Here is a 22,413-nt window from a genome sequence, read left to right on the forward strand (position 1 = left end):
AACGGATCAAGCCCCTTCCCCAGGAATAAGCCAATGTGTCTCATGGTAAAGCAAGGGGAGTGGCGCGTCCTTTTGAGCTTACGGCACCTTCGGCAATGGGAGCTGGTCATGAACAGTGAATTTCCACGGTTCGTCCCCACGTGGGTCATCGCCCTTGGCTTCACCGTGGCCCTCTCGACGGGCGCCGCCCAAGCGGATCCGCCAAAGGCGGGATTACCGCCGGCTGATAAGCCACCCGCAACCACAGCCCCCGCCCCCGCCACGCCCCCCGTTGCCGAGTCCGAAGACGACCCTTGGGAAGAGCGTAAGACGAGGGCCCGCGAGGACGTCGAATACCTCCAAGCGTTCCACAAGGCGAAGCTGGCCGAATGCCGTGAGGCGGAACTGCGAAACACGTTTGCCCTCGCTTTGAAAACCGAGATGGATCGGCAAAAACAGAAGGGCTTCGCCTCGACCTATACGATGCAGCAGGCTGCGATGAGCATCGCCGAAAACCAATCGCAGCTCGAGATGAGGCGCGTCGAGCTCAAGGATGTCGAGATCCGGCTCTCCCGCGCTCTACGCCGGCTCAAGGCCGTCGAGCGTTCGGCCTCGGCGTACGACACGGAGGTGGTCCAATCGGATGATCGCTTGCGTGAACTTGAGATTAAATACGAACGCCTGCGCCGCGAGTTCGAACTCGCCAAGCGAACGGTCGACCTTCAGAAGACCCGCCCCTGATGACGACCCTTTACCAACCCAGGGCCGTTCCTCTTGCAGCCCTGAAAAGGGCGACAATTACATTCACGAACCGGGACGACTTCACGTGATTCGCTTTCCTGACCTGCTCTCACAGCGGCTGACAACTTTGAGACACAACATGACAATATGCTCCTATTTTTCCAATCAGGGCCACTTCAGGAAAGGGGTGATCCTCGCCGCGACGGTGTTGGGGTTCTCCTGGGGCGTGGGCACGAGCCAGGCCGGCTTCATCGGTGGCGAGGGGACGGATCAGCCGAGCCGGCAGCTCAAGACGCTGTTCGCGGAATACTGGGACGACGAGCTCCGGTCGGGCCCGCTCGAAGCGACGTTTATCGGCGACCACCGTTATGACGATCGGCTGGCTGACCTTTCCGAAGCGGCTCATGAGGCGCGGCTCAAGCGCGATCGCGACCATCGGCAGGCACTCGGAAAGCTCGACCCGGAACCACTCTCGGCCGACGAGCGGATCGATCGCGAAGTGCTGCTGTTCACACTCGATGATCGGATCGAAGGCGAGCGATTTCGGGGTCACCTGATTCCGATCACCCAGCAGGATGGGATTCACTTGCAGTTCGCCCAGAGCGTGAACTTTCACCCGAGTGCCACGGTCGGGGACGTCGAGAATTATGTGCGGCGCCTCCGCGCCTTCCCTCGCGCCATCGACCAGACGATCGCGTTGATGCGCCGGGGGATGGCCGAGCACCGGATGCCGCCGCGGATCACGATGGCCAAGGTCGTCCCGCAACTTCGAGACCTGGCCCCCGTGAAGCCCGAGGAGAGTCCGCTCTGGGGGATCGTCGCGAAGCTCAAGGATTGGCCCGAGGCCGACCGCGACCCCGCGACCAACGCAATTCGCCAGGCCATCGCCGACCAGGTCTCCCCCGCCTACGCCAAGCTCGCGGCCTTTGTGGAGACGGAATATCTTCCCGCCTGCCGCGAGAGCGTCGGGCTCTGGGACTCGCCCGAGGGGGACGTCCACTACGCCTACCGCGCCCGCTCATTCACCACGACGACGCTCTCCCCTGAGCAGATCCACGAAGTCGGGCTCGCCGAGATGGCGCGAATTCGCGAGGCGATGGAGGCGATCCGCACGAAAGTGGGGTTCTCGGGCGACTTGAAGGCGTTCTTCCAGCAGCTCAAGGACGATCCGAAGCTCAAGAACCAGAGCGAACCGGAGATCCTCGCGCGCTACCGGGTGATCTTCGAGGCGATTGACGCCAAGCTGCCCGACCTGTTCGGCCACCTGCCGCGCACCGACTACGGGATCCGGCCGATCGAGGCGTACCGGGCCAAGGCCGCCGCCGCCGGGTACTACTACCCGGCGCCCGAGGACGGCTCACGCCCTGGCTACTTCTATGTCAATACGTCGGACCCGACCAGCCGGACGACGTACACGATGCAGGCACTCGCCTACCATGAAGGGGTTCCCGGCCACCACCTCCAATTCAGCCTGGCGATGGAAGTCCCCGGCCGCCCCGCCTTCCGCAAGTTCGGCTACGTCCCGGCCTTCTCCGAAGGGTGGGGCCTCTATAGCGAAGGCCTCCCACGCGAGGTGGGGCTCTATACCGACCCTTATGCCGAGTTCGGCCAACTCGAGTACAGCGCCTGGCGCGCGGGCCGGCTGGTCGTCGACACCGGCCTGCACCAGAAACACTGGAGCCGCGATCAGGCGATCGCCTACCTCGAAGCGAATACCGCCGTCCCTCGGATCGAAATCGAGAGCGAGGTCGACCGCTACATCGCCTGGCCCGGCCAGGCCCTCGCCTACAAAATCGGTGAGCTCAAAATCCGCGAGATCCGCGCCCAGGCCGAGCGCAGATCAGGCGCCAAGTTCGACGTCCGGGCGTTCCACGACCGGCTGCTCTCGCTCGGCTCCGTCCCGCTTAGCGTACTCGAACGGTACATGGAACGGGATCAGCCGACCGAGGCGGAACCTCGGCGCTAACCCACGATTCGACCCCGTGGAGGTGGGTGACACCAAGCCGGAATGGCGGCCCGGTCGGCGGGTCAGGATCCGGTGGGGCGCGATTCGGCCGAATCCACCATGAATGCGGCGAAGGGTCCAGCGTTTGCTTCTCTTTGGCTCAAGTGAACAGGGGGGTGCGGACGACGTGCCCTTTTGTTCAGAGAAAACCAAGGCTGGATTTGACGCGGACGGATTCCGCATGAATGATTGAAGGTCGGAATGCGCCGGAGCCGATGAAAATGATACGTCGTGCTGATTCCGGTCAAGAATCGGGGTTGGCCGACGAATTCATGAGAAGGCAACCTGACGGCGCAACCGAGTGAGGTGAGACATCATGGGATTGGATCTAGCTCTGGGAGGGCTCGTGCTGGTCATGGCCATCCGAGGCTGGCTCAGGGGCTTCCTGCTTCAGGCGATTCGCCTGGCGGGGTTGGTCCTTTGCGTTTACGCGGCCGACCCGGTCCGCGATCAAATCAAGCCCCGAGTGATCGGCCATTTGCCCACGATTCGGCCGGAACTCATGGACCGAATGCTCTGGTGGTCGGCGGCCGTGGCCTCGTATCTGATCCTGGTCGGATTGGCCTCGCTCGCCGTGAAACTTTCCCGGCGCCAGCCTTACGGCATGGAGGATGAGTCGCGTCGAGGCGACCAGTTCGCCGGCTCCTTGCTCGGCATCGCCAAGGCCCTGGTCGTCGCCACGTTCCTGGTCGCCGGGATCGAGAAGTACGCGGTCGCCCACCTGAAGGCCGTCCCCTGGGCCGAGCAGCAGATAGCCACGTCGCGGTCGATGGCCTTGAACGCGCAATACCATCCGGTCCCGCGAATCTGGGCGACCCCGCCGGTCCAGCACTTCGTGAAGCACGTGCAACGGATGGGTCTGAATCGTCCCGACGATGCCGACCAGCCCCAAGAAAAGGAAGGGGCCCCTCCGGTCCGCACGGCGAGCCGAACCCCTCAGCTGCAATGGGGCGCATCGGACCAGGCCACCCTCGACCCCTCCCGGCTTGATGCCGAAGTCGTCGAAGCCATCGAGTCGATCCGACAAGAGCTGACCAAGGCCGAACGCCCCGACCAATAACTGGCGTTGACCGAACGAGCAGGCTCCGGCACACTCCCCCCGACCGTCGGTCCGACCGGACGGGCGGGGGAGAGACGCCGCGCATGCTGGAAATCAAGAACCCTACGCCGGGCCTGCCGAAGTGGCTTGCCTTTGTCCTCATCTTCGGCCTGTTCCTCACCTTGCGGGGTTACCACAGCCGAGACGGCGATCAGGCCTATCGGCTCCCGCTGCTCCTCCACCGCCAGGACACCGGGCTGTTCGCCGATGACCCGTTCGTGCGTGCCTTCGACGCGTTCAACCCCCATCGCGGCTATCTGACACTGCTCGACCTGGCGAGCCGACCGCTCGGGTTGTCGACCGGCCTGGCCGCTCTTTTCGCACTGACGTTCGCACTGACTTGCCTCGGACTCGACCGGCTCGCGCGTGCAGTCTGGCCCGAGGCGGGGCCTCACGTCGGGATCGTGGCGGTCGTGCTGGTGCTGATCGCCAAGGCGGGGAACGTCGGCACGAACCACCTGTTCGAAGCCATGCTCCTCGACCGCCTGATCGGGTTCGCGCTCGGTTGGCTCGCGCTCGCCGCCGCGGTCGAAAACCCGGCACGAGGCTGGCGGACCGCCGCGCCTCTGCTCGGCCTGGCCATGTTGATCCACCCGTCCGTCGGCCTGCAACTGGCGATGTTGCTCGGGGCAGGGTGGGTCGGTTGGGCACTCTGCTCGACCAAGACGGCCGTTTCCAGGGGGGTAGCATTGCGTGGGCTGGCCGCGCTTGGGTTGGCGGTCGGGCCCGGTCTGCTGATGAACCTCGGGCAAGGCTCGAAACTGTTCGCGGGGCTTTCGACCGAGGACTTCCGCCTGCTGAGCGTTGAGCTTCAAGGTCCGCAGCACATGCTCCCCCATCTCTGGCGGACCCCGCAGTGGCTCGCCTGGAGTTGTTACATCGTCCTGGCTCTTTTGGCATTCTTGCAATCGCGACCGGCGGAAGGGCGAAACGGAACGTCGACGGCCGCGCCGGCGGCCCGAATCCGCCTGGCCATTTTGCTGGGGCTCAACCTGCTCGGGCTGGCGGTCGCCTGGGTGGCGGTCGAATGGGTGCAAGACTTGCGGGCCACGCTCTTCCAGCCGTTCCGGATGGCAACCGTCTTTCGAGGGCTGGCGCTCGTCGCGGTTTCCGGCCGGCTTGTAGAGCTCTGGAGCCGAGGGACCTGGGCCGAACGCGCCCGGGCGACCCTCTTGACGGTGGGCCTGGCCGGGGACTGGGCGTTCGTCGTCGCGACGCTCGTCGAGGTCGCTTGCACAGCCTTGGAGCGAACCACGATCCGACCGGCGATCCGCCTGGCGCTCGCTGGGACTGTGCTCGGCCTTGGTCTTTATTGGCTGACCCGGCACGACACGGAATCGGGGCACTTGCCAATGCTGGCGGCGATCGCAAGCTTGACGGTACTCACGTTCGCCTTCCGGGGCCGATCGTTGAGTTGGAACCGGCGACGGCTCGTCTGGGCGCTCGCGGGCTCGTGGGCCGTGCCATTGCTCGCCCTGGGCGCGACCGGTGAAGCGCTGCGCGGGCGGGCCTGGGCGACGTCCCTCGTGGACCGCTGCCGGTTCGCGGCGGTGCCGGTGGATGACATTGAGCGGTTGGCGGTCTGGTGCCGCGACCACACCCCGCGGTCGGCGCGGTTCATCGGGCCACCCGGTCCCAAGACGTTCCGGCTCTGGTCGTTGCGGAGCCTGGCGTTCAACCGGGCCGGCAGCCCCTATCATGCCGAAGGGCTGGCCGACTGGTCGGCCCGATTTCGCGACCACGTCGGCTTCGACGGGCCGGACTCGACGTTCGTTCGCGCCTACCTGACCGATCGCCACGGCCTCGAACGTCGCTACCAGGCGATGAGCGACGCCGAACGGGCCCGGCTCGCCACCCGTCAGGGCGCCTCGCACATCGTGGCCGCGGCCCCTTCGGGCCGGGCGACGATGGCAAATGACGACGGACCACTCGAGTTGATCCACGTGGAGGGACGCTACGCCGTCTACCGGGTGCGTCCCTCCTCCGCCACCGATCAGGTCACGCTTCGCGACTCAGCGCCCTAGAGCGGCGGCCGGGACCGGATAGTCGCGGGCGAACTCCTGGATCTCACCGCTCACGCGCTTGGCGACCGCCTCATCATCGGGCGCGGCCAGGACGGTGATCATCCAGGCGGCGATTTGGCGAATCGCATCCTCGCGCATCCCGCGGGTGGTGAGGGCCGGGGTCCCCACCCGAACACCGCTCGGATCCATCGGTTTGCGCTTATCGAACGGGATCAGGTTCTTATTGACCGTGATCCCCGCGCGACCGAGCGAGGCCTCGCCAATCTTGCCGGTCAAACCTTTTGAGGTCATGTCGATCAAGATCAGGTGATTATCCGTCCCCCCCGAAACGAGCCGGAACCCGGCGCGGGTCAACTCTTCGGCCAGGGTGTTGGCGTTGGCGATGACCTGGGCGGCGTACGTCTTGAACTCGGGCTTGAGCGCTTCGCCGAAGCAGACCGCCTTGCCCGCGATCACGTGCATGAGCGGCCCCCCTTGCAAGCCGGGGAAGACGGCCGAATCGAGCTTCTTCGCCCGTTCTTCTTTGCAGAGCACCACCCCTCCGCGCGGCCCGCGCAAGGTCTTGTGGGTGGTCGTCGTGACAAAGTCGGCCACGGGCACGGGGTTCGGATGGAGGCCGGCCGCCACCAGGCCCGCGACGTGGGCCATGTCCACGAAGAAGGTCGCACCGATCTCGCGGGCAACCTCGGCGATCCGCTCAAACTCGATGATCCGAGGATAAGCACTGGCGCCGGCCAGGATCAGCTTGGGCTTGTGCTCGCGCGCCAGGGAGGCAAGCCGATCGTAGTCGATTCGCTCGGTCTTGGGATCGACCCCGTAGCCGACCGTCGGATACCAACGCCCGGAGAAGTTGAGCTTCATGCCGTGCGTGAGGTGCCCCCCTTGAGCCAGATCCATCGCGAGAACGGAGTCGCCGATCTCCAACGAGGCGTAGTAAACGGCCTGGTTGGCCGAGGCGCCGGAGTGGGGCTGGACGTTGGCGTGGTCGGAGCCGAAGAGCGACTTGACGCGGTCGATCGCCAGCCGCTCGACCTGGTCGACGTACTGACAACCGCCGTAGTAACGTCGACCCGGCAAGCCTTCGGCATATTTGTTCGTGAGCACCGAGCCCACGGCTTCCATCACCGCGGCGCTCGTGTAATTCTCCGAGGCGATCAGCTCGAGTTCGTCGCGCTGGCGGCGTTCTTCGGAGAGAATCGAGTTGAAAACTTCCGGATCTTGATTCTTGAGGATGTCCATGCGACGGCTCCATGGCGACGGACGACATTTGATCGCGTCGGCTGAATCGAACAATAACGGTTAAGTCACTAACGGGCAGTAACGGCAGGCGCCGCAGGCGACCATCTCCAGCGATAGCACAGCCTTTGGGTGCGTTCCGTGGGCACGATCCGGGCCAGCGCCTGGACCCGTGAGGCACGTCGGCCGGCCTCGGACAGCGAGGCGGACGAGGGATCGTCGGCGGCGAACTCCAGACGGCCCGTGCCGAGGGCGTCCCCTTCCCAGACGATTCGCCCGGTCCCGGCATCGCTCAGGTCGCTCGAGCCAAGGCGGACGAGGTACATCGCCCCCAGGGTGACGACCGGTTCCCGGCAACGATCGGCGACGTCGAACTCGACCGTGACCCCGTCGGCATCGCGCCGGGCGGTCACGACCGCCGAAAAATGGTGAGGCGTCGATTGGCCGGTCAGGAGCAGACAGATGCCATCAGGCACCGCATGCTCGTGCACTTCTTGATAGGTCGGGCTGACCACCCGCATTCGATCGTCGCGGTCGGGTTCGCCCTCGACGACCTCGGCCAGTCCTTCCAACTCGGCAGGGCCGCCCTCCGGGCCGATCGCGAGCGCATGCGACCAGCGCTCGCCGATCCGGAAGAAGGACAATCGAAAACCGAGGGCGGCGATCGTTCGCCGGTCCTCGGTTTCGACATAGGTCAGCCCGGCGTGCGCCGCGGACGAAAGCGAATCGCCACTCACGACGGCTTCGCCTCACCTTTGGCAAGCTTCATCCTGAGGTAGGCCTCGATGAAACCATCGATATTACCGTCCAGAACGGAGCGTGGGTTCCCCACCTCGTGGCTGGTCCGCAGGTCCTTGACGAGCTGGTAAGGCTGCAAGACATACGAGCGGATCTGGCTCCCGAAGCTGATCTCACCCTTCTCGTCGTACTTCTTGGCGAAATCGGCCTCGCGCTTCTCTTCTTCCAACCGAACGAGCTTGGCCTTGAGCTGAGCCAGGGCGTTGGCGTCGTTCTTGTGCTGCGACCGCTCGCTACGCGACTCGGAGGCAACCCCGGTCGGCAAGTGCGTGTAGCGCACGCCCGACTCGGTCTTGTTCTGGTGCTGACCACCAGGCCCACCCGAGCGAAACACGTCGCGTTTCAGCTCATCGTCGCGGAGGACGATGTCGATCGTGTCGTCGACTTCCGGAAGGATGTCGACCGAGGCGAAGGACGTCTGCCGGCGCCCCGCCGAGTCGTACGGACTGATCCGGACGAGCCGATGGACTCCGGTTTCGCACTTGAGATAACCGTAGGCGTACTCACCCTTGATGTGGATCGTCGCCACCTGGATCCCGGCCGCGCCACCATCTTCACGATCGGTGATCTGCGCGGAGAATTTCTTCGACTCCGCCCACATGAGATACATGCGCAGAATCATCTCGGCCCAGTCGCACGCCTCGGTGCCACCGGCCCCGGCATGGATCGTGACGAAGGCATTGCAATGGTCGTTGGGCCCCGAGAGCATCGAGCGGAGCTCGAACGTCTCGAAGTCGAGGAGGGCCTTCTTGGCGCCACTTCGAATTTCTTCGTCGAAGTCGTCACCCCCATCCTCTTCCGCCAGTTCGATCAAGGCCTCAAGGTCGTCGGACTCGCGGCCGAGTTCCTCGAACGGCTTCAGGACGGCATTGAGAGTCTGCAGCTCGAGGATGACCCCTTTGGCTTTCTCTTGGTCATTCCAGAATGAGGAGCTCGCCATCTCCTCTTCGAGCGCTTCGCGGCGGGACTGCTTGTCGCCCAAGTCAAAGAGAGTCTCGAAGGTGAACGATTCGATCAATCACACTCTTCGCAGTCTTCTTCAGCTCCATATCCACAGCGCATGACTCCCCAGAACGACCACTTCCGATACAATCGACGGAGAACGCCGACAACCCGGCATTCCCCCGAAACTCAATTAGACCCGATCGCCGCTCCGGCGACCAGATGAACCTCAATTCGACCCTCTTGAATGAAGTGGATGCACGACTCACCGCAAGTCCATTCCCGCGTGGTTGTCGGCCGATTGGCCCCCTCGCCGACCGGCGGGTTGCACCTGGGGCACGCCCGCACGTTCCTGGTCGCCTGGCTGGCAGCGCGGAACGCAGGGGGGAACGTCATCCTCCGGGTCGAGGACCTCGACAGCTCGCGGACCCGCGCCGAGGCCAAGGACGGCGCATTCGTCGACCTCCGCTGGCTCGGCCTCGACTGGGACGAAGGTCCCGACCGCGGCGGCCCCTCCGCCCCTTACACCCAATCCGAGCGAACAGAAACGTACGAGGGCGTCCTTGACCAACTGAAGCAAGCCAACCTGGTCTATCCGTGCACCTGTACGCGAGCGGACATTATCAAGGCCGCGTCCGCGCCTCACGCCGAGGACGAAGGCCTCGTCTACCCGGGCACCTGCGCAGGACGGTCCGCCATCGATGCGCTGGCCTTGGGCGACCGCCCATTCGCCTGGCGGTTCCGCGTGCCGGCCGCGGCGGTCGCCTGGAATGACCTTTTCCGAGGCCCGATTGCAATCGAGGCGAACCGGCTCGGGGGTGACTTCGTCGTGGCGCGATCACCGGCCGGCATGTCGTACCAGCTTGCCGTCGTGACCGACGACGCCTTGATGGGGGTGACCCAGGTGATCCGCGGCGACGACCTCATTCCGAGCACACCCAGGCAGATCCTCCTCTACCAGAGTCTCGGCTGGGTCCCTCCCCAGTTTGGCCATATCCCCTTGACCATCGGTCCCGACGGCCGTCGCCTCGCCAAACGCGACGGCTCGTTCAAGCTCTCGACCCTGCGTGACGCCGGTGTCGATCCCACCCACCTTGTCGGCCAGTTCGCTCTCTCGTGCGGTTGGACCGACAAGGTCGTCCCTTCGACCCCGCGCGACTGGATCGAGCGGTTTGCGCTGTCGGCCCTGCCACCCAGCCCCTGGATCGTCACACCCGAGACCATCGAAGGGGCGACGACTCCCGCGAGAGCGACGAAAGGCGAGCCGGGAGCGTAAGATTTTTACCCTCGCTCCAGCCCGCCAGCTTCGCCTTTTCTTGGAGGGTAGGCGCCATGAAGTCTACCCCGCAGGGGGGGGAGTCAGGGAGCTGACGCTCCCGCCTCACCCGATAACGTTGCTAAAGTCTCGAAAAAAACAAGAGATTCGACTTCGAGCCCAACAAGCCAGACGCGACCATGGACTCATTAAAAATATTGCACAAGTCTTAATCCGCCAAAAAAATCAACTTGACACTCCAGGGCAGTCCGGGCACCATGCAGCCACGCAACCTTTATTTAAAGGCACAACATGGAGGTCTAGGAAACATGCGTAGGACATCGCTTCTTCTCATCGGGACATTATTCTCCACCGCGATAGCATCCGAGGCGAAGGCCGAGCCGATGTACTTGAATGTCTGGCAATCGCCCCTGTCGAATTACCACCCGCGGATTGACGTATCGAACGGATTTACCGGCTTCTCCTACATGACGGGTAATCCTGTTTATGCGACCGGTCAGTTCGATACGCCTTTCTCGTTCCACATCACCTATGGTCCTCAGGATATTGGTGCACAGACTCCCTACGCGAGTTTAGATCTTACCGGAAATTTGCACTGGGAGATCTCAGAGAGCGATTCCAACGGTCGTAAGGGCGGATCCATTAGCGGCTCAGGCGTTTTGTCTTATTTACGCATATTTCCAACCGCCGATTCCCTAGAAATTCCCTCCTGGCTGCCTGGTTTGACGGTAGAAATCTCCGGCATTGTGACTGGAGGCATGCAGAATCTTCTCGAAACCACTGTCACAATCACACCTCACGAAACTCCCGAGCCAACCAGCCTGGCTGTCTTTGGAGTGGGATTAGGCGTGCTGGCGTTCCGAGCCGTCCGTCGCTCTCGGCGTTCTGCGTGAGCGAGTCTCCTCCTCCCTGTCCAGGATCGCCCCAGCAGTGGATTGAGCCTGAGCGCGGAACATCGCCGTGACGGCCCTGGTCGGTTCATGCACCGCGACGTTCGGTCAGTCGGGCAATTCGGCGCCGCGCGTTTCCGGTGCGAAAACCAGCAGAACGAGACCGACCAGGAACAGGCTCGCCATCGCGACGACACCGTAGCGGAAATCAAACCGACTGCCGAGCACGCCCCGGGCGATCAGGAGTCCCGCCGCGACCAGTCGTCCGAGATTGAAGCAGAAGCTCGACCCGGTCGCCCGCAGCCGGGTCGGGAAGAGCTCGGGGAAATAGATCGCGTAGCCGGCGTGCATCCCCACGACGAAGAAGGCCATCGTCGGCAGCAGGATGAGCGTTTGCGCATAAGTACGCGCCCCGAGAAAGGTGAGGGGCACGAGGACGAGCGCTCCCAGGTGATAGACGACGAACGCGAACCGACGGCCGCGCCAGTTGGCCACGGGGGCGAAGCAGAGCAAGCCGAGTAGGCCCCCCGTGAAGTTCATCAAGAGGTAGGCGAGGCTGGCCGATTTCTGGCGTGTTTCGGCGGAAACCTGGGGGCCGAGAACCTCGGCCACTAGCTCTGGAGCCCAAGCGTAGATCCCCCAGTAGGTCGCCAGCCCGACCGCCGCCAGGCCGAGCCCGAGCAAAGCTCGCGACCGCCAGCGGCGGTCGCCGAGCAACTCACGCAGGCTGCCGAACGCCTGGGCGGGTTCGGAAGAATCGTCCGCAAGGGCGTTGTCCGCCCCGGGCACCGGCGCCTGGCCGGCCGCTCGCTTGGCCTGCTCCCAACGCTCCGGCTCCTTGAGGCTCGCCCGGATCCAGACGACGAGAAGCGCGGGGGCGAGACCCACGAGGAACCCCCACCGCCAGGCGCCGGGCCCGACCACGAGCCAACCGGTCAGCGAAGCGAGGGCCGCGCCCAGGACGCTCGACGCATGAAAGATTCCCGAGGCGATTGCACGAGCACGCGGAGGAAAGGTCTCGGCGACCAGGGCCGCCGCCACGGCCCACTCGCCGCCGGTCCCCAAGGCCACGAGGAACCGCAAGGCGTCGACCTCCCAGACCGACCGCGAGAAGAACGTCAGGGCCGAGAAGAAGGAGTAGACGAGAATCGTCAACGACATCACCCGGACTCGGCCGATCCGATCGCCGAGCATCGCGAACCCAAGCCCCCCGACCGCCCCCCCGATCAGAAAGAGCGCAAATGCGATGTCGCCGTGCCGGCTCACGGAGGCGCTGTGATCTCCGACCAGCTCCCGCAACATCGGCGTCTTAAAAATCGTGAACAATTGCCCTTCGTAGACGTCGAAGATCCAGCCCGCCGAGGCGATCGCCAGGACCATCCACTGGGACGCCGTGATGCCGTCGTACCAGCGTGGCGAAGGGTTCCGCTCGTTCATGAATTCGCCTCGAAACCGGAGAAACGGACACGAGAGTCATCGACTCGTTAGCACGATCGGGCCAGGACGAGACGATCAGGATAAAGGTCGATCCCGGCTCGTGCTAGCGGGTCGTCCTCAATGGGCCGCCACAAAATCATTCAGAAATGCAGATCTCTTTGATCGAACAGTGCGGGAAAGTCATGGATGGGGCCGGCCGCCCACGAGTATGATGAGGGGGAACTTGCTCGGGGCCGAGTCATCCCCCCTTTTTTTTTCCGAGGGGTCGGCCTGCCGGGAGCCGTCAAAAAAGTCATCACCGCATCGGATTGACAATCATGACTTTTCTCAACTCCCGGAACGCAGACCGAGCGACCTGATACGAGACGAATCCATGGGCGAACCGACCGGAGAGGGGCCGCCTCTCGATGACGATCTGACCTTGAGCTCGCACGCGCCCCGCGGTCTGATCGTGTCCCTGCTCGACGACCAGCAGCGTCGTTGGGAGCGTGGCGAGCCGGTTCTCGTGGGGGATTACCTCGAACACCACCCCGCGCTCCGGTCGGACCCCGACGGTCTTGTCAAGTTGATCGCCAATGAAGTGCGGCTCCGCGAACAACAAGGCGAAACACCCGAACCGGCCGAGTACGCCCAACAGTTCCCCACTCTGGCCGCGTCGATCCTCGGTCGGCTCGCGCCCGACTGCCCGACCGGATCGAAACCCGAGACGCTGCGCGTGACAGTCCCGCCCACGCCCCCCCGTCCGCGCACTCAGGCGTCGCCCCTCTCGATCCCTCGTGGCCGATCCTCCCCGACTACGACATCTCTGGCATGCTCGGCCGCGGGGGGATGGGGGTCGTCTACCGCGCCTACGACCGCAAGCGCAACGCGAAGGTCGCGCTCAAGACCGTACAACGAGCCGGACCGTCCGCGCTCTACCGATTCAAGCAGGAGTTCCGCACGCTCCTCGACGTCAGCCACCCGAACCTGGTCAACCTCTACGAACTCGTCTCGGACGGTGACAACTGGTTCTTCACGATGGAGCTCGTCGAAGGCGTCGATTTCCTCGAATACGTCCGTGAAGGGGGAGAACTGCCCGGGGAGAACGCCAAGGAACTTCAGCGCATCCTCTCGACCGAAGCGGACACCGAGCTCCAGGCCACGCGACCGCCGGATCGGCATCCGGCCGAAGACGCGTTGACGACCGACGAGAGCCGCGACCCGACCGGGGCCGGCTCAACAACCAAGGGTCTGAGCACCGCCCAGCGGAATCGCCTGCGGATCGCGCTCAAGCAACTGGCGGAAGGAGTCGGTGCACTCCACGACGCGGGCAAGCTTCATCGTGACATCAAGCCTTCCAACGTCATGGTGACCCGATCGGGCCGGGTCGTCCTGCTCGACTTCGGACTCGCCGCGGAGCAAGGGCGAGGCGGCTTGCACCAGAGCACCGCCGACGAGGTGGTCGGAACCGCCGCCTACATGGCCCCCGAGCAGGCGGCCGGCACGCCGGTCTCTCCCGCGAGCGACTGGTACAGCGTCGGCGTCGTGCTCTACGAAGCCCTCACGGGCCGCTTGCCGTTCGTCGGCGGTTATATGCAAGTCCTCATGGACAAGCAGCGTTATGAGCCGCCACCGCCCAGCGAGCTGGTCGCCGACGTTCCCGACGACCTCAATGCGCTCTGCGTCGACCTGCTCCGCCAGCGTCCCGAGGCCAGGCCCTCGGGACGCGACGTGCTCCGCCGGCTCGGGGCCGTACCGTCCGGCCACGAGGGCAAGCCGTCGTCGCGCTCTTCGCTCGAGCACGCCGCCCCGCTGATCGGCCGCGAGCGGCACCGCGCCTCGTTGCGCCACGCGTTCGAGGCGATGACTGAGGGAAACACGGTGCTCCTGTTCGTGAGCGGCCGCTCGGGCGTGGGCAAGAGCGTCTTGGTTCAGCGGTTCCTGACCGACCTGATCGAGGATGGTGACGCCGTCGTCCTGGCGGGTCGATGCTACGAGCGCGAGTCGGTGCCGTACAAGGCGCTCGACAGCCTGATCGACGCCCTGAGCCGCTATCTCCGGCTCCTGCCGATCGCCGAGGCCAAAGCGATCTTGCCGCGCGACGTCCCCCCGTTGACCCGCGTCTTCCCCGTGCTCCGGCGGGCGCAGGCGGTGTCGGAGGCCGAGCTCGACGCCCCGCGCCGCGCCCACGAGATCCCCGACCCGCAAGAACTTCGCCGCCGCGCCTTCACCGCGCTCCGCGAGTTGCTCGCCCGGCTCGGCGACCGGAAACCGCTGGTCCTGGCGATCGACGACTTGCAGTGGGGCGACGTCGACAGCGCCGCCTTGCTCTCCGAGCTGCTCCGACCGCCCGATCCCCCGGTCCTCCTGCTCCTGGCGAGCTACCGGAGCGAGGACGCCGCCTCCAGCCCGTTCCTCCAAGCCTTCCAGAAGCCGGACGGTCTGCCGCTCGATCGCCGCGAGCTGGCCATCGAAGCGCTGACGCCGAGCGAGGCGCGTGACCTCGCCCTGGCGCTGATCGGTCCCGAGGGGAAAGGGAGAGGCGAGCAGGCCGATGCGATCGCCCGCGAGTCGGGCGGCAACCCGCTCTTCGTCGCCGAGCTGGCGCGGCACGTGCAGGTCGAGGCCGGCCCCGCGCACGGTCCCGGCCCGTCCGGAGGGATCACGCTCGACGAGGTGCTCTGGCAGCGGATCTCCCGGTTGCCCGACGACGCCAGGCGACTCCTCGAAGTCATCGCGGTCTCGAGCCGGCCGCTCCGCCAAACCGACGCCTGCCAGTGCGCCGAGCGACTCGACGACGAGCGCGCAGCGATGGGGGTGCTCCGGTCGGGCCGGCTGATCCGAGGCGCCGGTCCGACGTCCGTTGAAGAGGTCGAGACCTATCACGACCGGATCCGCGAGACGGTCCTGGCGCACCTGCCGCCGCCCATCCTGAGCGATCACCACCGCCGGCTCGCGCGGGTGCTCGAAGCTTCGGGCCATGCCGATCCCGAGGCCCTGGGAGTTCACTTCCACGGGGCAGGGGAGTTGGACAAGGCCGGACGCGCCTATTTCCAGGCCGCCGGGCGGGCGGCAGAGACTCTCGCGTTCGAACGCGCGGCAGCGCTCTACCGCCTCTCGCTCGAGTGCCGTCCGCTGCTCGGGGCCGAGCGCCGCACGCTCCTCGGCCGCCTCGGCGACGCCCTGGCCAACGCCGGCCGAGGGGCCGAGGCCGCGCGTGAGTACCTCGAGGCAGCCTCGGGTGCCACGATCGCCGAAGCGCTCGAGCTCCAGCGTCGCGCCGCGATGCAGTTCTTGATCAGCGGCCATGTCGACGACGGCCTCGCCGCGATTCGGACCGTGCTCGAAGCGGTCGGTATGACCCTGCCGAGTACACCGCGGCAAGCGCTCGTCTCGCTCTTGCTCCGCCGGGTCCGGCTCCGCCTGCGGGGTCTCGGGTTCCGGAGCCGCGACACCAGCGAGGTCGCCGCGGCCGACTTGACCCGGATCGACGTCTGCTGGTCGGCGGCGGCCGGCCTGAGCGTCGTCGATACGATCCGAGGGGCCGATTTCCAGGCCCGCGGCCTCTTGCTCGCCTTACGCGCGGGCGAGCCGTTCCGGATCGCCCGGTCGCTCGCAATGGAAGCGGCCCAAGCCGCGATCCCAGGCGTCAGCGCCAAGCGCCGCACCGCGCGGCTGCTGACCATGGCCGCAACCCTGGCCGAGCAGTGCGACGACCCCCACGCGCTCGGGCTCGTGACCCTGGCCCGCGGCGTCTCCGCCTACCTGGAAGGCCGCTGGAGAGATGCCCAGGAATCGAGCGACGCGGGCGAAGCGATCCTCCGCGGCCGTTGTCAGGGGGTCGCCTGGGAGCTCGATACCGCCCACGCCTTCTCGCTCTGGTCGTTGTCGCACCTGGGAGAAATCGCCGAGCTCAACCGCCGCTGGCCGGTCTTGCTCAAGGAGGCGCGCGAGCGGGGCGACCTCTATGCCGTCATGAACCTGAGCACCTACATCATGGCCATGGTCCGACTCGCGGCGGACAACCCTCTCGAAGCGCGTGACGAGCTGCGCCGAACGATGTCGCAGTGGTCCCGCCAAGGCTATCACGTCCAGCACAACGACGAACTCTGGGCCGCCGCACTGATCGAGCTCTATCAAGGCGACGGACCGGCCGCATGGAAGCTCGTCAGCGGACAATGGCCCGCGTTGGCCCGCTCGCTCTTGCTCCGAGTTCAGTTCATCCGAACATCCATGTACTTCCTTCGCGCTCGTTGCGCCCTCGCGGCCGCGACCCGCACGAACTCAGCCGAATTGCTCAAGGTGGCCGCGCGCGACGCTCGCCACCTCGAGCGCGAGCCGATCCCGTACGCGAAGCCGTATTCCCGCCTGATCCGCGCCGGGATCGCCGCGGCCCAGGGTGACCTCGCCACCGCCCGACGCGGGCTCGCCGACGCCGCGGCCGGCTTCGACTCGGTCGAGATGCAACTCTGCGCCGCGTCGGCCCGTCGCGCCCTGGGCGAACTCATCGGCGGGGACGAGGGACAACCCCTCCTCAACCAGGCCAACGCCTGGATGACCGCCCAAGGGATCCGTAATCCCGCCCGGACGGCGGCCATGTACGTGACCGGGTTCTGAACAATGGGCATGAGAGGCTTGCGCTGGGATTAGACCGCCGACTCAGGTCCGAAAATCCGGGCTCGTTGAAAACGCCCCGTTGAGGCTACGGCGATACGCCTGCTGCCAGCATCACGTGCTGAAGTGCGGCGATCGTTTCCGCCGAAGGCTTGAAGTTACCAGGACGATAGCCTTCCGCGATCAAGAGTGGCGTCCACCCATAATGATTTTTTCGATTCCAGACATCAATTTTCGCCCCCTTGTCGGCGAGGAACTGCACGACCTTGGGCAGGCTCTTGTAGGCGGCCCCATGCATGGCGGTTTCGCCGTTATCGTCGACGGCGTTCACATCTCCACCGAGTTCCAGGGCCAGCGCGACGGCCTCGAGCACTTCGGGCTCGGTTCCGGCCTCCTCGCCGGGCGCGAGGGTTCCCACTCCGGCCGCCGCCATCAAGGGCGTGCAGTGTTCGGCATTCGCCAGCAGCGGGTCGGCACCTAAACTCACGAGCGTCCACATTAGCGGGACATCGGCGGTCATGGCGGCCAGCAAAAACGGCGTGGCCCCAACCCTGCTGAGGATGCCTCGTCCCGATGCGCCCTTCTTGAGTCGCAGGTTCACGTCGGCTCCGTGCGCGACAAGCGGCTTCACGAACTCGAGACTGCTCAGATTGCCGGAGCCGATGGGAGCAGGATCGCCATCGTCGCCGTCGCCGCGGCTCGGTTTGCGGACCCAGGTGATCGTATGGAGCGCCGTGAAGCCTGAACGTTGGTCATTGGGATCAGCCCCGGCCTCCAACAGGGCGACCGCCAGTTCGAAGTGGCCATTCTCAACGGCCAGGATCAACGGGCTCGTCCCTTTGCTGGGCGCCTTGCCGGACGACTTTTTGGCCGGCATGGCCTCGTTCACGTTGGCCCCCGCCTTGAGCAGGATTTGAACGACTTCGGTCCGGCCTTCGCGCACCGCAAAGAACAAGGGGGTAAACCCGGAGGGTAACGCAGCCCGGAAGTCGGCCCCCGCCGCGAGCAGCGCTTTCACGACCGGTGCATGGCCGTCGGCCGCCGCCCACATCAAGGCCGTCTGCCCTCGTCGTTCCTTGGCGTCAACGTTGGCTCCCCGGGCGAGCAACGCTTGCACCGGTCCGAGCTTGCCCGTGCGCGCGGCGGTCATTAACGCCGTTTCATTGCCGCGTAAGGTCGCGTTCGGATCGGCACCAGCCTCGAGCAATAGCTCGACCATCGCCCGCGTTCCATTGGTGCAGGCCAGAGCGAGGGGCGTCACACCGTACCGGTTCGCGGCGTTTACGTTGGCCTTGGCGTTCACCAACCGCTTCGCCGTTTCGAGGTCGTCGTGATCGGCCGCCCAATGCAGGGCCGTCATGCCATCCGCCTGGGCCTGATTCGGATCGACCCGATCCTTGAGGAGCACAGAGAAGGTCGCCCGATCGACCTGTTCTACGGCATCCGCCAACGGCGCGTTCGACCCGGCGGCCAACACGCGGGCGGCGCACAGCAAGCAGGCTAACCCGGATGCGCCGAATCGTTGCAGACCCATCGTGACCGCCTCCGCTTCGTGGGCACGCTCTCACACACAGTTCATGACCAATGACTACAGGGAGAGCGGATCGAACAGGTCGTCAACCTTCCCCTGGCTATCGGCGAACGCGTCGAGGCGGACACCGACTTTGTCGAGGAGCGTCAGGTGGAGGTTAGCGAGTGGCGTCGGCTTCTCGTACCGGATGTGACGCCCGCCCCGCATCTTACCGGCGGCCCCGCCGGCCACAAGAATGGGTAGGTTCGTATGATCATGAACGTTGGGATTGCCCATTCCGCTGCCATAGAGGTAGAGCGAATGGTCGAGCAGCGAGCCGTTCCCTTCCGGCGTGGCCTTCAGCTTCGCGAGAAACTCGGCGAACAGCGACACGTGAAACTGGTTGATCTTGGCCACCTTGGCGATCTTCTCAGGGTCGTTGCCGTGATGGGTGAGCGGATGATGCGGGTCGGCCACGCCGATCTCGGGATAGGTTCGGGTGCTCGTTTCGCGAGCGAGCTGGAACGTAATGACCCGGGTGACGTCTCCTTGCAGGGCCAGCACCTGGAGGTCGAACATCAGACGCGCATGCTCGGCGTAGGCGGCCGGGACGCCGACCGGGCGATCGAGATCCGGCAGCCGATTGTCCGCCGTGTCGGCCTCGGCTTTCTGGATCCTGCGCTCGACTTCGCGGACGGTCTCCAAATACTGGCTGACCTTGGCGCGATCGGCCGGGCCCAGTTGTTGCTTCAGGCGTGCCATCTCCTCGGTGACCGAATCGAGCAGGCTCGCTCGTTTCCGGAGCGCGGCGCGACGATCGGCGAGGCTGCCCCCTTCGCCGAACAGACGCTCAAAGACGATCCGGGGATGGGCCTCGGCCGGCAGCGGTGTCGTCGGCGAAGACCAAGAGAGATTGTTCTGATAGACACAAGCATAACCGTTGTCACACTGGCCGACCGTCGAGAGCAGATCCATCGCCAGTTCCAGCGAAGGCAGTTGCGTGTCCTGGCCGATCTGCTTCGCGGCAATCTGGTCGACGGTCGTTCCCAGGTAGTAATCCGTGCTCTCGGTCCAACGTGCCCTGGCCGCGCTCAGGAAGGCAGCGTTCGAGGTCGCGTGCGTGCCCGGATAGGCGTTCTGCAACTCCAGGTTGGTGATCGCCGTGACATGTTCCTTGACCGCCGCCAGCGGGCTGAGGGTGGGCGAGAGTTCGTCGAGCCGATTGGCGCCGGGAGGGGTCCAGCGGGTGACGTCGCATCCCATCGGCATGTAAACAAAACCGAGTCGACGGAGCCGGGTCGGATTCGCCGGCGTCTCGGCCAGGGCGGTCATCGCTGGGATCATCGCATCCAGCAACGGCAGCGCCAGGGTGGTCCCCAGGCCCCGCAGGAACAACCGTCGCGGTAAGGACTTCTTCATGACAATCATTCGGATTTCCTCATCTGAAACGGTGTACTGGTGGCGATCCCCACAATCAGCGATGAGAAGCGGTAGTTCTCCGCCCGCGCGTCCCGGACAACCTTGCGGATCGCAGGAGCGTCGAACGACTCAACCCCACGCCCGAGGGCGTACGTCAAAAGCTTCTCGGTCAAGGTGCCGACAAACAGGTCCGGACGATTCCGCAAGGCGTGCTCGAGCCCGGTGACTCCCACAAACTCACTGCCGTCGGGAAGGCCCCCGGTCGCGTCGGTGGGCTTGCCTTCCTCGATGGTTCGCCAGCGGCCGACGGCGTCGTAGTTCTCGAGCGAGAAGCCGACCGGATCCATCAGATTATGACAACTCGCACAGGCGATATTGGCGCGATGCTCGGCCAGTCGCTCCCGGACTGAGAGGGTCGACGAGACCGTATTATCCTTGAGTGCCGGCACGTTCGCGGGCGGTGGCGGGATCGGCGTTCCCAGGATGTTCTCGAGGATCCACTTGCCGCGAATCACGGGCGAGGTGCGGGTGGCATAGGACGTCACGGTCAGAATGCTCCCGTGGCGGAGCAACCCACCACGCACGCTCTCCTCACCCAGCGGAACGCGACGGAACCGGCTGCCATAGATATGGGGGATTCCGTAATGCTTGGCGAGGCGTTCGTTCAGGAACGTGAAGTCGGACTTGATTAGGTCGAGCACGCTCCGATCCTCGCGCAGAACGCTCTCGAACAGGAGCTCCGTTTCCTGCCGGAAGGCCTGCCGCAGATTGTCGTCGAAGTCGGGAAAGAGGCGCAGGTCCGGAGTCATCGATTCGAGGTTGCGCAGGTGCAGCCACTGGCCGGCGAAGTTGCTGACCAACATGCGGGAACGGGAATCCGCCAGCATCCGCCGGACTTGTCGTTCGAGCACGTCGGACTTGCCAAGGTCGCCTCGAATGGCGAGGTCGAGCAGCTCGTCGTCCGGGATGCTGCTCCAGAGGAAGAACGAGAGCCGGGACGCCAGTTCGAGGTCGCTGATCCGATAGGCCGTCCGCGGCGCGACGTCGGCCGGGTCGGGTTCGACGCGGAACAGGAAATGGGGATTCACGAGCAAGGCGCTCAGGGCCATTTCGATCCCGGCGTCGAAGTCGCCGTCGGCCCGCGCTTGGCGATAGAACTCCAACGGCTTTTGCAGGTCCGCGGCGGTCACGGGCCGACGATAGGCCCGGCGCATCAGCGTGGTAAGAATCTCCTTGGCACAGTCTTCTTCCTCACCCGGCTTCGTCGGTCGGCAGATAAAAAGGCGGCGACGGCTGGGCGTGTCGCCGACACCCGTGGCCGCATAAGGGCCGGTGATCGAGACCTGATAGATCGCCGGCGAAATGCGCGGATGCCGGTGCATGTTAAAGTGGGCCTGGTACGGTTGTCGCTTGGTTTCCAGCAACGAGGAAGGGTTCTTGAGGAAGGTCACGCCAAGCTGGTGGAGACCGGCCGACACCGGGATCCGGAGCTTGAGTTTCTCGTCGACCGCCTGATGGTCCTTGCCGCCCGAGGGGGGCGTCACGGTGAGCAAACCCAAGCGCTCACGATCGAGGAGCACCTCCAACTCGTGCGGCTCACGCAACCCTTCGACTTGCTCGTTGCGGTCCCGCGCCAGCCGAAGCTGGATCTCGTACTCACCGTCTTGCGGGAACTGATAAGGAATGAGCGCTCCTCCGCGCGTTCCGAGCGGAAGCCCGGCGACGTGTTCCTCCTGGGTGAGGTCCGCTCGAATCCGAATCGTGTCGCCGCCGGGAGAGCGTCGCGGGCTTCCGACCGCCAACCGGCTGATTTTCTGCGCGGCTGTGATATAACGATCCAAGAGCGTGGGCGAGAGATCGCCCACCGTCACGTTGTCGAAGCCGTGACTGGACTCATCGGGAGGGAGCAATGCCGCGGCATCGACCTCGAGCATCAGGAGATCGCGAATCGCATTCTGATATTCGGTTCGGTTGAGCCGACGAAACGTGTCGGTTCTCCCGGGATTGGGATGCGCGGCCGCCGCGTCATCGAGCGGCCTTGTCAGCGAGGCGATGACCGCGTCATACGACGCTTCCGTCGGCCTCGCCTTTTTCGCCGGCGGCATCTGGCGAGCGACCAGCTTCCGAACGACCTGCTCCCAGACTTGCGAGTGCGCGTTCAGGTCGTCCGGATTGAGGGCGTCAAGGTCCAGCCCCGCCGTCTTCGCTTCGCTGTTGTGGCAGTCGACGCAGTACTGCTCAACGAATTGACTGACGACAGCGGGATCCGGCGGGGTGGGACGATCAGTCGGCGATTGGGCCTCGCACACGGTCGGGAAACCGCTGGCGGCGAGCAGCATCAGTGTCCCGCAATAGACCCAACTTGCCCGGCGATTCATGAGAGAAGACTCCCACCGCGAATCCCGTCGTCTCAGGTAGATGTTAACGACTTCCGACCACCGAAAATCCCCAGACCTTGACCGCT

General features: G+C 65.1%; 15 protein-coding genes. 7 read left to right on the forward strand and 8 right to left on the reverse strand.

Going from position 1 to position 22,413, the window contains the following annotated elements:
- Nucleotides 1–108 precede the first annotated feature (108 nt).
- From BUS42_RS39060 to BUS42_RS39075, 4 genes are all read left to right on the forward strand, one after another.
- Nucleotides 109–720, forward strand: coding sequence for a hypothetical protein (locus BUS42_RS39060; protein WP_074316885.1), 612 nt, complete (start codon nt 109–111; stop codon nt 718–720).
- 139 nt (nt 721–859) lie between these two features.
- Entirely contained in the window at nt 860–2,686 is a 1,827-nt protein-coding gene (locus BUS42_RS39065) for a DUF885 domain-containing protein (RefSeq protein WP_074316887.1), read from the forward strand.
- A gap of 355 nt (nt 2,687–3,041) precedes the next feature.
- On the forward strand, nt 3,042–3,785 hold the full coding sequence (locus BUS42_RS39070; RefSeq protein ID WP_074316889.1) for a CvpA family protein: 744 nt from the start codon (nt 3,042–3,044) through the stop codon (nt 3,783–3,785).
- An 83-nt stretch (nt 3,786–3,868) separates the two neighbouring features.
- Nucleotides 3,869–5,848 carry a DUF6798 domain-containing protein gene (locus BUS42_RS39075; protein WP_074316891.1) on the forward strand — a complete coding sequence of 660 codons (1,980 nt, stop codon included), beginning with the start codon at nt 3,869–3,871 and terminating at the stop codon, nt 5,846–5,848.
- Here BUS42_RS39075 and glyA read toward each other — a convergent pair.
- From glyA to prfB, 3 genes are all read right to left on the reverse strand, one after another.
- Nucleotides 5,837–7,087, reverse strand: a complete 1,251-nt coding sequence (gene glyA / locus BUS42_RS39080; RefSeq protein ID WP_074316893.1) for a serine hydroxymethyltransferase — start codon at nt 7,085–7,087, stop codon at nt 5,837–5,839. The genes BUS42_RS39075 and glyA overlap by 12 nt on opposite strands.
- Before the next feature lie 68 nt (nt 7,088–7,155).
- Nucleotides 7,156–7,821 carry a hypothetical protein gene (locus tag BUS42_RS39085; protein WP_074316894.1) on the reverse strand — a complete coding sequence of 222 codons (666 nt, stop codon included), beginning with the start codon at nt 7,819–7,821 and terminating at the stop codon, nt 7,156–7,158.
- A protein-coding gene (gene prfB, locus BUS42_RS39090) for a peptide chain release factor 2 (RefSeq protein WP_143206698.1) occupies nt 7,818–8,931 on the reverse strand; the annotation gives its coding sequence in 2 pieces (ribosomal slippage) (nt 7,818–8,867 and nt 8,869–8,931; 1,113 coding nt in all). Before prfB ends, BUS42_RS39085 begins: the two co-directional genes overlap by 4 nt.
- Before the next feature lie 149 nt (nt 8,932–9,080).
- On the opposite strand from prfB, the gene gluQRS reads away from it, so the two are divergent.
- Both gluQRS and BUS42_RS43350 read left to right on the forward strand, forming a co-directional pair.
- Nucleotides 9,081–10,100: a tRNA glutamyl-Q(34) synthetase GluQRS gene (gluQRS, locus tag BUS42_RS39095; protein WP_254054090.1), complete on the forward strand. Its 1,020-nt coding sequence runs from the start codon at nt 9,081–9,083 to the stop codon at nt 10,098–10,100.
- 308 nt (nt 10,101–10,408) lie between these two features.
- The gene (locus tag BUS42_RS43350) at nt 10,409–10,993 is read left to right on the forward strand and encodes a PEP-CTERM sorting domain-containing protein (RefSeq protein WP_159452349.1); all 585 of its coding nucleotides are present in this window, start codon (nt 10,409–10,411) and stop codon (nt 10,991–10,993) included.
- Nucleotides 10,994–11,098: 105 nt separating this feature from the next.
- Here the strand turns inward: BUS42_RS43350 and BUS42_RS39100 are convergent, their stop codons facing one another.
- Together BUS42_RS39100 and BUS42_RS39105 are read right to left on the reverse strand one after the other, a co-directional pair.
- Entirely contained in the window at nt 11,099–12,427 is a 1,329-nt protein-coding gene (locus BUS42_RS39100; protein WP_074316898.1) for an MFS transporter, read from the reverse strand.
- Nucleotides 12,428–12,722: 295 nt separating this feature from the next.
- Nucleotides 12,723–13,061 carry a hypothetical protein gene (locus tag BUS42_RS39105; RefSeq protein WP_074316900.1) on the reverse strand — a complete coding sequence of 113 codons (339 nt, stop codon included), beginning with the start codon at nt 13,059–13,061 and terminating at the stop codon, nt 12,723–12,725.
- Between the two features lie 167 nt (nt 13,062–13,228).
- On the opposite strand from BUS42_RS39105, the gene BUS42_RS39110 reads away from it, so the two are divergent.
- On the forward strand, nt 13,229–17,023 hold the full coding sequence (locus BUS42_RS39110) for a serine/threonine-protein kinase (RefSeq protein ID WP_410001741.1): 3,795 nt from the start codon (nt 13,229–13,231) through the stop codon (nt 17,021–17,023).
- Nucleotides 17,024–17,108: 85 nt separating this feature from the next.
- Here BUS42_RS39110 and BUS42_RS39115 read toward each other — a convergent pair whose 3' ends face one another.
- The 3 genes from BUS42_RS39115 to BUS42_RS39125 are packed head-to-tail and all read right to left on the reverse strand — an operon-like array spanning nt 17,109 to nt 22,327.
- Nucleotides 17,109–18,554, reverse strand: coding sequence for an ankyrin repeat domain-containing protein (locus BUS42_RS39115; RefSeq protein WP_074316906.1), 1,446 nt, complete (start codon nt 18,552–18,554; stop codon nt 17,109–17,111).
- 54 nt (nt 18,555–18,608) lie between these two features.
- The gene (locus BUS42_RS39120) at nt 18,609–19,949 is read right to left on the reverse strand and encodes a DUF1552 domain-containing protein (protein ID WP_254054091.1); all 1,341 of its coding nucleotides are present in this window, start codon (nt 19,947–19,949) and stop codon (nt 18,609–18,611) included.
- A gap of 5 nt (nt 19,950–19,954) precedes the next feature.
- Complete coding sequence (locus tag BUS42_RS39125; protein WP_074316910.1) at nt 19,955–22,327, reverse strand: DUF1592 domain-containing protein; 2,373 nt, start codon at nt 22,325–22,327, stop codon at nt 19,955–19,957.
- Between the last annotated feature and the right edge of the window lie 86 nt (nt 22,328–22,413).

Origin of the sequence: Singulisphaera sp. GP187, assembly GCF_900129635.1 — a bacterium.
Lineage (GTDB): Bacteria > Planctomycetota > Planctomycetia > Isosphaerales > Isosphaeraceae > Singulisphaera.

Bases quoted from the DNA above. Each gene is read 5' to 3' on its own strand.
- BUS42_RS39060 (WP_074316885.1), top strand. From the start codon at position 109: ATGAACAGTGAATTTCCACGGTTCGTCCCCACGTGGGTCATCGCCCTT.
- BUS42_RS39065 (WP_074316887.1), top strand. From the start codon at position 860: ATGACAATATGCTCCTATTTTTCCAATCAGGGCCACTTCAGGAAAGGG.
- BUS42_RS39070 (WP_074316889.1), top strand. From the start codon at position 3,042: ATGGGATTGGATCTAGCTCTGGGAGGGCTCGTGCTGGTCATGGCCATC.
- BUS42_RS39075 (WP_074316891.1), top strand. From the start codon at position 3,869: ATGCTGGAAATCAAGAACCCTACGCCGGGCCTGCCGAAGTGGCTTGCC.
- glyA (WP_074316893.1), bottom strand. From the start codon at position 7,087: ATGGACATCCTCAAGAATCAAGATCCGGAAGTTTTCAACTCGATTCTC.
- gluQRS (WP_254054090.1), top strand. From the start codon at position 9,081: ATGCACGACTCACCGCAAGTCCATTCCCGCGTGGTTGTCGGCCGATTG.
- BUS42_RS43350 (WP_159452349.1), top strand. From the start codon at position 10,409: ATGCGTAGGACATCGCTTCTTCTCATCGGGACATTATTCTCCACCGCG.
- BUS42_RS39100 (WP_074316898.1), bottom strand. From the start codon at position 12,427: ATGAACGAGCGGAACCCTTCGCCACGCTGGTACGACGGCATCACGGCG.
- BUS42_RS39115 (WP_074316906.1), bottom strand. From the start codon at position 18,554: ATGGGTCTGCAACGATTCGGCGCATCCGGGTTAGCCTGCTTGCTGTGC.
- BUS42_RS39120 (WP_254054091.1), bottom strand. From the start codon at position 19,949: ATGAAGAAGTCCTTACCGCGACGGTTGTTCCTGCGGGGCCTGGGGACC.
- BUS42_RS39125 (WP_074316910.1), bottom strand. From the start codon at position 22,327: ATGAATCGCCGGGCAAGTTGGGTCTATTGCGGGACACTGATGCTGCTC.